This is a genomic window from Megasphaera sp. UBA4382 (assembly GCF_002391155.1).
In the GTDB taxonomy this organism is placed as follows: domain Bacteria; phylum Bacillota; class Negativicutes; order Veillonellales; family Megasphaeraceae; genus Megasphaera; species Megasphaera hexanoica.
Genome location: NZ_DGRS01000006.1, coordinates 1 through 15,593, shown reverse-complemented (window position 1 = coordinate 15,593; position 15,593 = coordinate 1). Strand labels below are relative to the sequence as shown.

15 protein-coding genes, 1 tRNA gene and 1 other annotated feature are annotated in these 15,593 nt (G+C 51.2%); of the genes, 14 read left to right on the top strand and 2 right to left on the bottom strand.

What is annotated here, in order from left to right; all coding sequences use genetic code 11:
• The 10 genes from B4H10_RS00360 to B4H10_RS00315 all read left to right on the top strand — a co-directional run.
• The coding region (locus B4H10_RS00360) for an HAD family hydrolase (protein WP_292017970.1) at positions 1-481 on the top strand (481 nt) is incomplete at its 5' end.
• 313 nt (positions 482-794) lie between these two features.
• Positions 795-1,976: an amidohydrolase gene (locus B4H10_RS00355; RefSeq protein WP_292017969.1), complete on the top strand. Its 1,182-nt coding sequence runs from the start codon at positions 795-797 to the stop codon at positions 1,974-1,976.
• Between the two features lie 199 nt (positions 1,977-2,175).
• Positions 2,176-2,419 (top strand) — a binding site (T-box leader).
• A 37-nt stretch (positions 2,420-2,456) separates the two neighbouring features.
• Positions 2,457-3,311, top strand: coding sequence for a 4Fe-4S dicluster domain-containing protein (locus B4H10_RS00350; RefSeq protein WP_059076080.1), 855 nt, complete (start codon positions 2,457-2,459; stop codon positions 3,309-3,311).
• An 87-nt stretch (positions 3,312-3,398) separates the two neighbouring features.
• On the top strand, positions 3,399-4,223 hold the full coding sequence (locus B4H10_RS00345) for a MetQ/NlpA family ABC transporter substrate-binding protein (RefSeq protein WP_349678328.1): 825 nt from the start codon (positions 3,399-3,401) through the stop codon (positions 4,221-4,223).
• A 437-nt stretch (positions 4,224-4,660) separates the two neighbouring features.
• Positions 4,661-4,999, top strand: coding sequence for a hypothetical protein (locus B4H10_RS00340; RefSeq protein ID WP_150824640.1), 339 nt, complete (start codon positions 4,661-4,663; stop codon positions 4,997-4,999).
• A 325-nt stretch (positions 5,000-5,324) separates the two neighbouring features.
• Entirely contained in the window at positions 5,325-5,999 is a 675-nt protein-coding gene (gene trmB, locus B4H10_RS00335) for a tRNA (guanosine(46)-N7)-methyltransferase TrmB (RefSeq protein WP_170087251.1), read from the top strand.
• The gene (locus B4H10_RS00330; RefSeq protein ID WP_075581941.1) at positions 5,983-7,239 is read left to right on the top strand and encodes an FtsW/RodA/SpoVE family cell cycle protein; all 1,257 of its coding nucleotides are present in this window, start codon (positions 5,983-5,985) and stop codon (positions 7,237-7,239) included. Before trmB ends, B4H10_RS00330 begins: the two co-directional genes overlap by 17 nt.
• 21 nt (positions 7,240-7,260) lie before the next feature.
• Entirely contained in the window at positions 7,261-8,526 is a 1,266-nt protein-coding gene (gene uraA, locus B4H10_RS00325; RefSeq protein WP_059076641.1) for a uracil permease, read from the top strand.
• 12 nt (positions 8,527-8,538) lie between these two features.
• Positions 8,539-9,648 carry a [FeFe] hydrogenase H-cluster radical SAM maturase HydE gene (gene hydE / locus B4H10_RS00320; RefSeq protein ID WP_292017968.1) on the top strand — a complete coding sequence of 370 codons (1,110 nt, stop codon included), beginning with the start codon at positions 8,539-8,541 and terminating at the stop codon, positions 9,646-9,648.
• A gap of 443 nt (positions 9,649-10,091) precedes the next feature.
• Positions 10,092-10,180: transfer RNA gene (locus tag B4H10_RS00315), tRNA-Ser, on the top strand.
• 55 nt (positions 10,181-10,235) lie between these two features.
• Here the strand turns inward: B4H10_RS00315 and B4H10_RS00310 are convergent.
• Complete coding sequence (locus B4H10_RS00310; RefSeq protein ID WP_150824612.1) at positions 10,236-10,841, bottom strand: TetR/AcrR family transcriptional regulator; 606 nt, start codon at positions 10,839-10,841, stop codon at positions 10,236-10,238.
• A 160-nt stretch (positions 10,842-11,001) separates the two neighbouring features.
• On the opposite strand from B4H10_RS00310, the gene B4H10_RS00305 reads away from it, so the two are divergent.
• Positions 11,002-11,796: an MBL fold metallo-hydrolase gene (locus tag B4H10_RS00305; protein ID WP_059076643.1), complete on the top strand. Its 795-nt coding sequence runs from the start codon at positions 11,002-11,004 to the stop codon at positions 11,794-11,796.
• Here B4H10_RS00305 and B4H10_RS00300 read toward each other — a convergent pair.
• Positions 11,793-12,704, bottom strand: coding sequence for a helix-turn-helix transcriptional regulator (locus B4H10_RS00300; RefSeq protein WP_292017967.1), 912 nt, complete (start codon positions 12,702-12,704; stop codon positions 11,793-11,795). The two genes, B4H10_RS00305 and B4H10_RS00300, sit on opposite strands and share 4 nt — an antisense overlap.
• Positions 12,705-12,864: 160 nt before the next feature.
• Between B4H10_RS00300 and B4H10_RS00295 the strand changes: the two genes are divergently transcribed.
• The 3 genes from B4H10_RS00295 to B4H10_RS00285 are packed head-to-tail and all read left to right on the top strand — an operon-like array spanning position 12,865 to position 15,509.
• A complete protein-coding gene (locus B4H10_RS00295) occupies positions 12,865-13,089 on the top strand; it encodes a cation transporter (protein WP_118021453.1) in 225 nt (74 codons plus the stop codon).
• Positions 13,090-13,110: 21 nt separating this feature from the next.
• The gene (locus B4H10_RS00290) at positions 13,111-15,045 is read left to right on the top strand and encodes a heavy metal translocating P-type ATPase (RefSeq protein WP_278970516.1); all 1,935 of its coding nucleotides are present in this window, start codon (positions 13,111-13,113) and stop codon (positions 15,043-15,045) included.
• Positions 15,046-15,092: 47 nt separating this feature from the next.
• On the top strand, positions 15,093-15,509 hold the full coding sequence (locus B4H10_RS00285) for a C-GCAxxG-C-C family protein (protein WP_118021451.1): 417 nt from the start codon (positions 15,093-15,095) through the stop codon (positions 15,507-15,509).
• Positions 15,510-15,593: the final 84 nt, after the last annotated feature.

Genomic DNA, 15,593 nt, shown 5'->3' with positions numbered 1-15,593 from the left:
CCCCTTGGCCGATCCGGATGATATCCGTCACCTGTTCCAGGAACTGAAGCGCCGCGGCTATGACATCGCCATCGCCACCGGCCGCAGCCGCCGGGAAATGGAAATTCCCTTCCGACACTACGGCTGGTATGACGAATTCGATCCTCTCTACATCTCGACTTCGACCGACGTCGACGAAGCGGCGGCCCTGCTCCACCGCTCCCTGGACAAACCCAATCCCTTTGCTTATTACCTGGGAGCTTTCGGCCATTACCCGGACCGCTACGCTGATTACGCAGATCATCCGGAAACATTCAAACAGGGGACCTATTACGTCGTAGGCGACTCCCTGGCCGACGTATGGTGTGCCAAGGCCATGGGCGCCGTCATGATTGGCACCCTCACCGGCCTCGACGGCCAGAACGCCCGGGCCATGTTCGAAAAAGAAGGAGCCGACCACATCGTAAACAACGTCATGGACATACTGGATGTATTGAAGTGAAAAGATAGTTTGAGGTTTGAAGTTTGATGAAAAGGCCGCGGAAGGGGTGCCGGCCGGGAAGAGCCGTTGGTCGTAGTTCGTTCGTCGAAGCCGGTTCGACGAACCGACTATTTTTATACAAAACTTAGCGATTAAGCGCCGCGACGACTGGCGTTTTACGTCAGGCATCGTCGGCGGGTCCGTCAGATGCAAGGAGGATGGAAGGAGGCGTAGCGGGGCTACGCTGACTGACGACGACGTGGCAGATGATGGGCACGCTGACGAGGCATAGTAAAAAAGCCAGACGCCGCGGTGCGTAGAAAGGGTGGTTGTTGTGAATCAGATTCAGGAACTGGCAAAGAAATATCAGGATACGGTCGTATCGTTGCGGCGGGAGTTCCACCGCCATCCGGAACTGAGTTTCCAGGAAGTGGAAACGACGAAACGGATTGCTGCCGAATTGGACAAACTGGGAATTCCCTATGAAATCAACCCGGAAAAGAATACGGGCCTCGTCGCCTGCCTCAAAGGCGGAAAACCTGGCAAGGCCGTAGCACTCCGCGCCGATATCGACGGGCTGCCGGTCAAAGAACTGACAGGCCTTCCCTTTGCTTCGGAAAACGAAGGCAAAATGCATGCCTGTGGTCATGACAACCACATCGCCATGCTCCTTGGGGCGGCGTACATCCTCCACGAAGTACAGGACCAGATCTGCGGCACGGTCTATTTCGTTTTCCAGCCGGCAGAAGAACTCTGCGCCGGTGCGGAATACATGCTGCGCTTCGGCGACTGGTATGATAAAATCGGCTCCATGTACGCGGCCCATGTCTGGTTCGACATGCCTGCCGGCAAGGTCAATATCCAGGCCGGCCCCCGCTTTGCCGCCGGCACCCATTTCTACATCGACGTTCACGGCACGGGCTGCCACGGATCGCTGCCTCATCAGGGCATCGATGCCTCGGTCGTAGCGGCGGCTATCCTGCTCAATATCCAGACCATCGTATCCCGCCGGGTCAGCCCCCTCGATTCGGTTGCCCTGACCATAGGCACCGTCCGGAGTGGCACGGCCTTTAATATCGTCTCCGGCGAAGCCCATATGGAAGGGACATGCCGTTATTTCCTGCCGGAAACGGGCAAACTGCTGGAAACGATGCTGAGCGATATGGTCCACGATACGGCTCATCAATACGGTGCTACCGCCGATTTCCACATGGATCTCATCGCCCCGCCGACTATCAATGACACAGCCTGTGCCGGACTGGGAGCCAAAGCGGCGGCCAAAGTCGTAGGCGAAGACAACGTCGTCCCCATGGAACACACCATGGCCTGCGAAGATTTTGCCTTCTATACGGAAAAGAAGCCCTGCTGCTACGGCATCGTCGGCATCCGCAATCCCGAAAAAAATGCCATGTATCCCCAGCACAGCAACCGCTATACCGTCGATGAGGACGTGTTGGGAAACGGCGCCGCTATCTTTGCCCAGTATGCCCTCGACTGGCTGGAAGCCAATAAATAGTAGAATTACATTCCATCCATCATCTCCTTGTGAATCCGGGGGATGATGGATTTTTTATTTCCTGCCATAGAAGACAGAATATGACAGAAGATAAAAGACTTCACTCAGATACGGGCAGAAGAAATAAAATTAGAATAAAGTTCTAAAAACTGTATTGACAGAGCCTGGTGCCTGTGGTAAACTTACACCATCAACTGAACAACAGGCAATGAAGAGAAGAGTACAGAAGCAGGAATGGCCCAGAGAGTCTCCACATGGTGGGAGGAGATGCAAGATCGCTTCTGGAAGATGGCCTCTGAGCCGGCAGGTCGAATAGTGAGACCGCCCGGGTGCACCCGTTACTGTGCTGGAGTATTGAGGGCCTGTGGCCTGCGTACTCGAGAAGGCCGGCTTTGTGAAGAGCCGGTGAAATTGGGTGGTAACACGGTACTTCCGTCCCTTTGCGGGGATGGAAGTTTTTTTTTATGATGAGGTGATACGATGGAACAGCAGAAACAGACAGGGCAGCAGCGAAGTGCCCTGAAACAACGGATCAAACGGCAGGCCCTGCGCCTGGGGGCCAATATTGTGGGATTTGCCAGCGTAGACCGCTGGCCGCAGCAGGGAGAAGTGGCCGAAGCGTACTGGCCCCAGTCCATCTGGCCCTGGAGCCGGACGGTCATCGTCCTGGGCGTACAGATTTACCTTCCTATGATTGAAACGACGCCATCGGTCGTCTATTCCGAATGTTACAATACGACGAACCGTCTCCTCGATGACACGGCATACCGCCTGGCCAACAAGCTCAACCAGTGGGGTTACCGGGCTCATTGGTTTCCCCGCGACTGCTACGGCGACATTTCCGTCCTGGTCAAAAAACCGGAAGCGGCCTTTTCCCACGTCTTTGCCGGAAAATACGCCGGCCTGGGGACGCTGGGACTCAATCACACCCTGATCACGCCCGAATACGGCCCGCGGGTGCGCCTCGTATCGGTCATTACCGACGCTGATGTACCGGCCGACGCCATGCAGGAAAAAGACTTGTGCATCCAGTGCAAGCGCTGCGTCTTCAACTGTCCGACCCATGCCTTTACGCCCCGGAACGACCGGCTCATCGCCGATATGGCCAAAGCGCGCTGTGCCGGCTATCATCAGAAACTCAAGACGGAATTCCGCTATCCCTGCGGCGTCTGTATTGCCGTTTGTCCCGTAGGGGCCGACCGCAAACGCTATGGCATGCATTCCGTCACAGCAGACGGGGCGGCACACTGCCGCGATTTCGGATCGGCCAACGCCGTAGAAGGCCGGGGCGTGCCGGAAGAAGCACAGAAAATCATCGATACGGCCATCCGCTGATTCCCTGCATACGGAGATGCGCACTGCCGTATCCCTGCAAATATAAAATATACCGATTTTGTATACAAATAAAAGGAGGAATATGACATGCATATTCAATGGAAAAAAATCATCACCCTGACTCTCACCGCCCTGGCCCTGACCGCCGTCCTGGCAGGCTGTGGCAGCACTCAGAATGGCAGTGCGGAAAAGAAAGAAATCACCGTAGGCGTCAACCCCGGATCGGGGGAACAGATCATGGAACAGGTCGCCAAGGTCGCGGCCAAAGATGGCCTGACCGTCAAAGTCAAGGTATTCTCGGACTACATCACACCTGATAAAGCCCTGGCCGATGGCGATATCGACCTCAACTCCTATCAGCACGTGCCGTTCCTCAATACGTTCAATGAAAAAAATGGTACTGATCTCGTCCCCATCGGCGATACCTACCTGGCACCGATTGCCCTCTATTCCCACCGCTATACGGATATCAAAGACGTACCGGACGGCGCCCGCATCGCCATCCCCAACGACCCCAATAATGGCAGCCGGGCTCTGCTGCTCCTGAGCAAACTGGGCTGGATCACCCTCCGGGATGGTGCCGACCAGACCAAACTGACGACCCAGGACATCACCTCCAATCCCAGGCACATCGACATCGTAGAACTGGAAGCCGGCCAGCTGCCCCGTTCCATCGATGATGCCGACGGCGCCATCATCAACGCCGGATACGCCATCACCGCCGGCCTGCGCATCAGCGACCGTATCGCCACCGAAGACGATACCAGCCCCTATGTCAACGTCATCGCCGCCCGGGCCAAAGACAAAGACAACCCGGCATATCAGAAATTTGTCAAAGCCTTCCAGTCTCCGGAAGTCAGACAATACATCGAAGAAAACTTCAAAGGCGAGCTCCTGCCGGCCTGGAAGTAAGAGACAGCCCTTTCCTGTTCGTACGGGAAAGGGCTGTTGTTTGTAGGTTGGAAAAGATAGTTTAACGTTTGATGAAAAGGCCGCAGGCCGTCCGTCGAAGCGGGAAAGGCTGGTAGCTGGTGGCCAGTGATTAGTGGTTAGCAGGAAGGGCAGCAGTCATCAGTCATCAGCCAGTAGCCGGTTTGACGGACCGGGTATCTTTGTCGTCCCTGATAAGGGAAGGAGGGCCACGAAGTGGCGGAAGGGTTCTTATTTCAATAAAGAGTTCATTATGAGTCCGATTGTCCGTTCGACGTGCAGCATCCTCGGACTCAGAAATTGGGACTCATATGATAAAAAGGCCGGGCCCGATGGATTGACACATATGTTCGATGAAGGTATCATATTATGTAACAATACGAGTGATTGAACGGTTTACAGAATAGGAGGAGTGACGTATGGGACGGTACAATGTAGCTGTCATTGGCAATCGTAAAAACATAATAGATAGGATGTGTGCATTAATACCGGATTATATTGACTATTTTGAGGAAGAAACTTGCCGTGTCATACGTGTCGTCGGAAGGCATACTATTATTTCCTGGCCTAAGTCAGGGAAAGCGAAGCAGATTGTACCCCTAGAAGAGCTGAATCCCCAGAATGAACATGAAAAATTGTACCTCGCGGCTGTGGTGGATCAATACGATAATTTTCTCATGGATGCTGACGATGGTAAGAGACGGCTGTTAGAAATGAATCACCGTGATTGGCTGTATGTGTTTGAATGTCATATGTAGAAACTTACTGATATATCCCTGATAATCATTTGCATATTTGGAAATGAGGTGACAGGTTTGGCGTTATGATGCAGGTCTTGTGGGGCTGCTCTGGAAGTGGTATTATTTATCGTATTGTTTCCCGTCCATGACATTATGAGTATTGCCTTTTCCCAGGTACTGGAGTTTATTGTGGGAACAGAGGGGAAAGGTCATGAGCATCTGACGCCTGCCTGCCGTCCCCGTCTTGACAGTGCCTTTTATATTACCTATAATAGTACAAGTAAATTTATGTCTATGGCTGATTTCGTGTGATGGAATCAGCCTTTTTTAAAGGAGTTATGCTATGCGTTTACGAAGAAAACCCTGGATTGACGATGCCATCCGCGAGTATGATTCGTTTGTCCATCTGTCCGGAGCGGAGGAATATAAAGGCCGCTGGCGGTCTGTGTTTGCCCGCCCCGATGTGCCGCTCTGGGTCGAGCTGGGTACGGGAAAGGGGAATTTCATTTCCCAGATGGCCGTGCTGCACCCGGAGGTGAATTTTATCGGGATCGAAATCCAGACGGGGGTCCTGTATTATGCCGGAAAGAAATGCGCTGAAGCGGAAGTTTCCAATGTACATCTGCTAAAGTATGATGTGGCAAAAATCGAGGATATCTTTGCTCCCGGTGAAGTGGACCGGTTTTTCATCAATTTCTGTGATCCCTGGCCCAAGTCGCGCCACGCCAAGCGCCGTCTGACGTACCGTCTGTTTCTGGACCGCTATGCCCGGCTGCTGGCTCCGGGAGGCATGGTATTGTTCAAATCCGATAATGCCGGTCTGTTCGATTTTACGCTGGAAGAATTCCGCCAGCGGAACTGGCCGTTGTCAGAGGTGACCTATGATCTGCATCATAGTGATATCGTCAATGAAGCGATGACGGAATACGAAGCGAAATTCAGTGCCAAAGGGCAGCCGATTTTCCATTGCGCCGCCACCCGCCCTGCGGAGGTGAAGGCTGATGAATCCGCACACTAAGGAGATGCGCCGCAATTTCTGGATGCTCCTCATTGCTTTTTTTCTGCTGATCATCATCGGCACGTCCAATGTGTTCAGTTCGACTTTTGTCGAGGATATGGCAGAAGGGGGCAGTGCTTACGGCCATCTCATCCGGCAGGGTGTGTATCTGTCCCTGGGGCTGGTACCGGCCTTGTTTGTCTACAAAAAGGACTATCATATGTGGAAGAAATGGTCGGTCCGCCTGTTCGTCTTTACGGTTATCCTGCTTGTTGCCGTGCTGGCGGCGGGAATCGTCGTCAACGGCGCCCGGCGCTGGCTCGGGGCAGGAGGATTTACCTTCCAGCCTTCGGAAATCGCCAAGCTGGTCGTCATCCTTTTTACGGCTGACAAGCTGGCGCCACTGTGGGATAAGAAAGGCCATATCGAATTTTTCTCGCCCCTGTCGGCGTTTTTCCCGTCCCAAACAGGGAAAGAGCCGCGGTGGAAACGGATCCGCTTTGTGCCCCATCCGCTGCTGCTGCCGCCGCTTCTCCTGGGCATCCTCGTGTTCCGCCAGCCTGATGCCGGCACGGCTCTGGTTATTTTATTCCTGCCGCTTGTTATGTTCTGGGTGAGCGGAGCCAGTATCCTCAAGGCCAAGGTGCCTCTTCTGGCGACTCTTGCCGTAGGCATCGTGTACCTGCTCTCGGCGCCATACCGCATGAACCGCATTATTTCCTGGTATGATCCCTGGTCCTATGAAAAGACGCTGGGGTATCAGACCGTGCAGGGGCTCATCGCTATCGGTTCCGGCGGCATTATGGGGCAGGGGCTGGGTGAAGGTATCAGCAAGTTCAGTTATCTGCCCGAAGCCCATACGGACTTTGCCTTTGCCGTCCTGGCCCAGGAATGGGGGATGCGCGGTTCTATATTTATGCTGGTCCTGTTCAGTATGATTATTTATTTCGGCTGCAACTGTGCCTGGAATACGCGCGATACCTTTGGAAAATTGCTGACCGTAGGGATTACCATGTACTTTGGCGGTCAGGGGATGATCAATCTGGCCATGGTCAGCGGCATCCTGCCTGTCGTCGGTGTACCGCTGCCGTTTATCAGCTATGGTGGCACGTCGCTTTTGCTCAACATGATTGCCGCGGCGCTGCTCCTCAACATTGCCCACCGCAATTACCGCGAGGCCGTTATCGACGCCCGCCTGCGGGAGCAGCCGGCCCTGCATTCGATGAAAGAGGAGACGCGCAGCCGTTTTCCTCTGCGATGATATTGATTAGGAGGCTTTTTCATGGAACGAAGAATTATACAGGTAGATGAACGATTGCCGATTCTGCCGACAATCCCTCTGAGTCTGCAGCATTTGTTTGCTATGTTTGGATCGACCGTACTGGTGCCGTTCCTGCTCCACGTCGATCCGGCTACGGCCTTGTTTATGAATGGCATCGGCACGCTCTTGTACCTGACCATCTGCAAATGGCGGCTGCCGGCCTATCTCGGCTCCAGTTTTGCCTTTATTTCCCCGGTCCTGGCCGTATGCGCTACGCCGGGCATGACCTACGGTGATGCCCAGGGCGGGTTCATCGTTTTCGGCCTGTCGTTCATGATACTGGCGGCGATCGTCGATAAAGTGGGGACGAAGTGGATCGACATCCTCTTCCCGCCGGCTGCCATGGGTGCTATCGTAGCCATTATCGGGCTGGAACTGGCACCGCTTGCCATGACCATGTCGGGCTACCTCGGCGATGCCCAGGGGATGAGCAATGAAACGGCCATGATCATTTCTACCTTTACTCTCATCGTCACTATTCTGGCGACGCTCCTCGGCCGGGGCTTCATCGGCATCATCCCTATCCTGATCGGTGTCGTGTCCGGCTATATCCTGTCGTATTTCATGGGCGTCGTCGATCTGACGGCTGTGGAAGAAACGCCCTGGTTTGCCGTGCCGACGTTCTACAAGCCGGAATTTAATTTCAGTGCCATCATGATGATCATGCCGGCCTTGTTCGTCGTCTTTGCCGAACATCTGGGACACCTCTTTGTCACCAGTGATATCGTCGGGCGGAATCTCATCAAGGATCCGGGCCTGCACCGCAGTCTCTTTGCCGACGGCCTGTCCAACGTCATTTCCGGTCTCGTCGGTTCGACGCCGAATACGACTTACGGGGAAAATATGGGCGTCATGGCCATCACCGGTGTATACAGTACGTGGGTCATCGGCGGTGCCGCCGTCTTTGCCATCCTGTTTTCCTTCATCGGCAAGATTGCTGCTCTCATCCATGGCATCCCGACGCCGGTCATGGGCGGGGTGTGCATCCTGCTCTTTGGCTTCATTGCCGCATCGGGCATCCGCATGCTCGTCGAAAAGAAAGTCGATTATACCCGGTCCAAGAATCTGATCCTCACGGCTGTCACCATGATTACGGGCTTGTCAGGGGCAACGATTGCCGTCGGTCCGGTACAGCTGAAAGGGATGGGTCTGGCTACGGTCGTTGCTATGATTCTCAGTCTGGCGTTCATCGTCTTTGAAAAAACGGGACTGGAAAACCGCAATTAAAGGAGGATGTCTATGGCAGTATCACCGGCGCTGCGTGCGCTGCTGGCCAAAGGGCCGGCTATGGACCGGAAGGATCTGGTGACGCTTCTCGGCCTTACCGATGCCGATGACCGGCAGGCCCTGTATGATGCGGCCTATGCCGTAAAAGCGGAAACCGTCGGCCGGGTCGCTTATTACCGGGGGCTCATCGAATTTTCCAACCGCTGCATCAAGAATTGCCGCTATTGCGGCATCCGCCGCGATAATGCGGAGGTGGAGCGGTTCGATACGGAACGGGACGATATCCTGGCCATGGCCCGCTGGACCTATGAGGCCGGCTATGGGTCGCTGACTCTTCAGTCAGGCGAACGGCAGGATGAGGAATTTATTTCTTATATAGAAGACCTCGTGCGGGACATCAAGAAGATTGGAAATGGTGGTCTCGGCCTGACCCTGTGCGTAGGGGAACAGACGGAAGAAACGTACCGCCGCTGGTTTGCCGCCGGCGCCCACCGCTATCTGCTGCGCATAGAGACCAGCAATCCCGCTCTCTATGCCCGGCTCCATCCCCAGGACGGCCATCACGAATGGACGGTGCGCCGGGATTGTCTCCGCGCACTGGGCCGGATCGGCTATCAGGTGGGGACGGGGGATATGATCGGCCTGCCGGGGCAGACTCTGGAAGATCTGGCAGACGATATCCTCTTTTACCGGGATATGAATATCGACATGATCGGCATGGGGCCTTATGTCGTCCATCATCAGACCCCGATTGGAAAGGAAGTCCTCGCTGCCGGATGCGATTCCCAGGCGGATAAACTGCACCGTCTCCATCTGGGCCTTGCCATGATTGCTGTGACGCGTCTCTTCCTGAGGGATGTCAACATCGCGGCGACGACGGCCCTGCAGGCTCTCCATCCCCTGGGACGGGAACTGGGACTCAGGGCCGGCGCCAATATCCTCATGCCCATCGTGACGCTTCCCCAGTTCCGTTCCCAGTACCTTCTCTACGACAACAAACCCTGCGTCGATGAACAGGCCGAACAGTGCCGCAACTGCCTGAGCGGCCGCGTGGCATCAGTGGGGGATACAGTAGGTCTGGGGCAGTGGGGCGATGCTCCCCATTTCTTTCACAAAAAATAACCTTTCTTTTTTTCCCGTTCTATGGTACAGTGATTATGGAATCCCTGGTTATGGTAATCGGGGTTCTTAAAATAGTATCTCCTGTACGCGCGATTAGTGTAGGCGTACGGGTAGTAGCTGCGTGTGAATCAAATCTTTCACTGCAGGCGCTACTATTTTAGGGTGCCGGTCCTTTACATGGGTGTTCGCAGCGGAGCAACTCCACCTTTATTGTTGCTCCCTGCCTGTAAGTACACCGTTGGTGGATACGGGGGCGGAGGCTCACTCCCGCCAAAAGGATCTGTACCTTACCAAAGGCAGTCTTCTACGTGCGGCTTGTTTCGTACAGGCACGGTTAAACAGGAGACTGCCTTTTTTTGTTTTTTTGGCCGGCGCAAGGGAGATGGCTCCTGTCTATTGCTATTTTGGAAAAGTTCTGCTATACTATTTTGGTAGCACTACATGGAAAGGTGTCCGAGTGGTTTAAGGAGCTAGTCTTGAAAACTAGTGATGCGGCAACGCACCGTGGGTTCGAATCCCACCCTTTCCGCCATACTGTAAAAAGGACTATCTCATGAAGGCATCTGCCATCATGAGATAGTCCTTTTTTATTTTTTCAACCCCTGGATGCCATGGTAAATGAGACGCAGCAGCATAGCCTGAATCTGGAACCATGATTCGTCTTTTTTCCATTTATGATGCTGGTTGATGGTAAAAGCCCCGCTGACCAGGAATAAGTAGAGATTTTCCGCTAATGTTGCATCAATCTGAAGTTGATTTTGTAAAAATGAAATCATTTGAGCTTTTTCATGTGTGAAAATATATTCTAAGATGTAAGGCCCTAAGGTCTTATCTGAAAAGAGTGCTTGGTAACAAGGGGAATCTGCGATGCGTTGACAGACGGGCAGCATAGTATAGTTATTCTTGATGAAAGAGTCCCCTTCATTTGATTGACTGGCTTGGTAAAGAAAATCGGCCAAGGATTTATCAGGATTTGTATTTTCGGATAAATGCAGCGCTTCCTCAAGGATGGCGTCTAACAAGGCATAGATATCCATATAATGCAAGTAGAACGTAGCCCGTGTAATTTCCGCCTTTTTGCAGATAGCCGTGACTGTGACTTTCGGAAAGGGATACTTTTGGAGCAGTTCCAAAAAAGATTGCTTGATAACAGAACGCGTATAGCGGGTGCGACGATCTAACTTTTGCGTCATGAAGGATACCTCCTTACTTTCTAGACAATTTGGGAGAAGTGTCCATTATCAGACACTTCCTCGAAGGTGACTGTTGAATGTTTTCTTGCGTTTAATATAATAGATATTGAACATAGTGTCAATAAAAATATTTATTGTAAAGAATAAAGGAGAGAAAATAATGGACATTCAGCAGATTCGCAATGCTACACTTAAAATTGTATATCAAGGGAAGACCTTTTTAATTGACCCCTGGCTTTGTGGAAAAGGAAGCCTTGGTAGTTTCGGAGATATTCCGGGGAAGCCATACATGATTCCGGACCCGGTTAAAATGGAAATTGCCATGCCGATTTATGGACTGCCTAAGACGCCGCAGGAAATTCTGAATGGTGTCGATTATTACATCGTAACGCACATCCATCCAGACCATGTTGATATAGCTGCCGATGGGACCGTAGGCCAGCCTTTGGATAAGTCCATTCCTGTCTTTGTGCAGAATGAACAGGACGCAGCCATTTTTGAAAAGTCTGGATTTCAAGATGTACAGGTTTTGTCTAAGTCTCCGTTGACTCTCGAGGGCCTTACCCTTCAACATATGCCGGCACGCCATGGTACCATCGTTCCTTGCGGTGACGCTATGGGGATCCTCTTCCAGAGCGCAGACGAACCTACCCTTTATGTCGCTGGTGATACCGTATGGTATCCTGAAGTGGAAAATACGCTGAAAACGTATCGCCCTGATGTCGTCGCATTAAATGCTTGTGCGGCTGAAACTGTAGAAAATGGCCGGCTCATCATGGGCGATGAAGATGTAGCTTGTGTAGCAAAGACTGTTCCGCAGTCTCAGCTTCTTCTTACTCATCTGGATAATGTAGCCCATGCCTCTTTGACGAGATATACTCTGCGCAGCCGGCTCATGGCCCGTGGGGTGGACCATTATATTATGCCCGATGATGGAGAATGGGTTTCTTTCTAATGTGTTTTCCGATATTGCGTAGGTAATTCACCGAAACGTTTTTTGAAAGCTGCAGAAAATCGGCTCTGGCTTTCATACCCGACTTTGGCTGCGATTTCTGCCATTGAATCTTGACTATGGCAGAGAAGTTCCGCAGCTTGCAGCAGCCGGTGCTCTTTGATATGGGCTGCCAGAGAAGTACCATAGACTGCTTTAAATACGTTTTTTAAAGTCGTCTGATTTATGAGATATTGTTGGGCCAGTGTGTCAATTGTGATGCGCTGGTCCAATTTTTGTAATAAATCGTAGTGGATTTTTTGTACTAAGGCCACTTGTTCCGATGGATAAGCAGATAAATGTTGACGCTTATGAAGGGGAAAGCGGCTTAAATGGAGCAACAGTTCTAAAACTTTTAACTTTTCATAAGCGTTCGAGAGAAGGGCTGGCTGGTCCCAAAAAAAGGAAATAATCCGCTGTAATTCCGTATCATTTTGCCAGAAAGCCTCTCCAGATTCGTCAGGAAAGCATGCAGCGAGAAGCTGAAATGAATGCAAACCGGCTTCCTCGAACAGCGATGGCGGCTGTTCTTTTATTACGGGAAGATTGAAAAAAAGAGATAGGCCCTCATAAAAACCGTTTGGCAGGGAAAGGATTGCTTGGGTACAGGCTGATGCGGTATGGCAGGCAAAAGCCTGGCGATGCAGATAAATTTGTTTGCCTGAATTTAACTGCCAGCCCATACTTCCTTCACGACCGTTGCTGAAAATATAAAGACCGGGCCAGCTTGAATGTTGAACCGTACAGGTCGCTCCTTGTAGCCGATATCGGGCCAGGAGGATGCCTGGGAATAGAACTTGATGTTTCAGTGTACTGTCTGGAGGAAGGGAATTTTTGATTTCATAAATGAGGGTATTGGTCGGATCGTTCATATGGTACGTCTCCTTTTTCGCCTGTTTAGACATTCCTTTATCCCTTTTAGCAGGAACCAGGAAAGGTACATTGACGATTTTGATTAGGCATATTATACTTCAAGCATAACGATTGAACAAATGAGCAATCGTTCATATTATTTTTAGAGGAGAGATTATCATGAAAAAGAAAACGTATAAGATCGATGTAGATTGTGCTAATTGTGCCAACCTGATGGAAGATGCTGCCAGAAAAACAGAAGGGGTAGCTGAGGCGACGGTAAATTTCATGTTACAAAAGATGATTATTAAATTTGAAGAAAACTACGATCCGGAACAGGTGATGCAACAAGTCGTCAAGGACTGCAAAAAAGTCGAACCGGATTGTGAAATTCACGTAAAATAAAGCAGGAAGAAGGGACAACTGATGAATGATAAACAGAAACGGATGCTCTGGCGCATCGGGATTACGGCTGTTTGGCTTATGGCACTTCAATTTATCCCGGTACAGGGGTGGCTGCATTTGGCCCTTTATCTGGTTGCTTACGGTATCATCGGCTATGATATCCTGCGGAAGGCTGGAAAGGGAATCGTGAATGGCCGCATTTTTGATGAAAACTTCTTGATGACCATTGCTACGCTGGGCGCCTTTGCTTTAGCCATTTATGAGCAGAGCGGTGATTACCTGGAAGGTATTGCTGTCATGTTATTCTACCAAATCGGCGAATGGTTCCAAAGCTATGCTGTTGGCCGCAGCCGGAAGAATATCGGTGCCCTCATGGATATCCGTCCTGATTATGCGAATATAGAACGGGATGGTAAACTGGAAAAGGTCGACCCGGATGATGTAGCTTTAGGTACGACGATAGTCGTCCAGCCCGGTGAACGGGTGCCCTTGGATGGCGTGGTCCTTCGTGGGACATCGAGCCTCAATACGAGTGCCCTGACAGGAGAAAGCCTGCCCAGAGATGTGCAGCAAGGGGATGAAGTCATTAGTGGCTGTATCAATATGACTGGCGTCCTTTACGTGAAGACCACGAAGGAATCCGAAGAATCGACAGTTTCAAAAATCTTGGAACTAGTTGAAGATTCTAGTTCGCATAAGTCGCAATCAGAAAATTTCATCACTAAATTTGCCAAGGTCTATACACCAGCTGTTTGTCTGGGTGCCTTGGCTTTGGCCATCATCCCTCCTGCCATTCAGCTGATGTACGGCCATGCTGATCCTCAATGGGAAAATTGGATTTATCGTGCTTTAATCTTTTTAGTCATCAGTTGTCCTTGTGCTTTAGTTATCAGTATTCCTCTCAGCTTTTTTGCCGGTATTGGTGGTGCTAGCAGAGAAGGCATCCTCATCAAAGGATCCAATTATATGGAAACACTGGCGCAGACGAGATATATCGCTTTTGATAAGACCGGGACTTTGACGAAAGGTAATTTTGAAGTTAATGGAGTCCACCACAACCAGATGGAAAAAGAAGAATTGCTTGCTTATGCCGCCATGGCCGAATGTGCTTCTTCACATCCCATCAGTAAGAGCTTGCAGCAAGCGTATGGTAAACCCATTGACCGTAACCGTGTCAGGAATATTCATGAAATCAGCGGACACGGTGTCAAGGCTGCCGTAGATGGTCATATCGTGGCCGTTGGCAATGATAAATTGATGAAGCAGATGAAAATTTCTTATGTGCCTTGTCATAGCATGGGAACCATTCTTCACGTGGCGGTTGATGGAAGATATGCGGGTCATATCGTCATATCTGATGTCATCAAGCCTCACGCGCGCCAGGCCATTGCAGCGCTTAAACGAAACGGCATCAAGCAGACCGTCATGCTGACTGGGGATACTCGTCGGACAGCCGAAAATATTGCCAAGGATGTCGGTGTCGACCAGGTATACAGTGAATTATTACCTGCCGATAAAGTGAATAAAGTGGAACAGCTGTTGGCCCGTAAAGGAGAAAAAGAAAAATTAGCGTTCGTTGGCGACGGAATTAATGATGCGCCTGTTTTGACCCGGGCTGACATCGGTATTGCTATGGGAGCCATGGGCTCTGATGCAGCTATTGAAGCAGCCGACGTCGTACTCATGGATGATGATCCCTTGCAGATTGCCAATGCTATCCTTTTATCGCGGAAATGTCTGCGTATTGTTTATGAAAATATCGTTTTTGCACTGGGGATAAAATTCCTTTGCCTGGGATTAGGGGCTGTCGGCATTGCTAATATGTGGTTTGCCATTTTTGCTGACGTTGGCGTCATGATTCTGGCTATTCTCAATGCTATCCGGGCCCTTTATCCCCCATCAGTATCCATTAAAAAGGATAGCAGGAAAATGGTTTTGCAACCACAAAGTGAATAAAATAATGTATAATAGATTATATAATATGTTTTCAAGAAGGTCTTACGATGGAAAAGGTAAAAGAACTGGCGGCACAATACCAGCAGGCTGGGAATAATTGTGCTGAAACGGTGGTCAAGGTCTGCAATGATTGTCTGGATTTGAAGCTGCCGCCGGAAACGCTGCGCATGGTATCCGTCCTCGGCGGCGGGGTGGCCGGTTCGGGCTGTATTTGCGGGGCCTTGAATGGGGCCTGCCTGATCCTGGGCTGTCTTGCCGGCCGGACGACGCCAGAAGAAAAGACGAAAGCCGAAATCAATCAGCCTGTACGGGAATTTCAGAAAATCTGGCTCGACCGCTTTAAAGCGACGTGCTGCCGCGTCCTCAAGAGTCCGGCCAATGGCGGTCCCGTATCGTGCGGTGACCTCATGGCCGACACGTCGGTTATGCTCCTCGATTTCATCCGGGAAAAGAAACTGGCTTGATTTTACGCTTTTTCTCTTGACGTTTTTCGTGGATATGGTATTACGTATAAGTCGGGGCTACGGGGCGTAGCGCAGTTTGGTAGC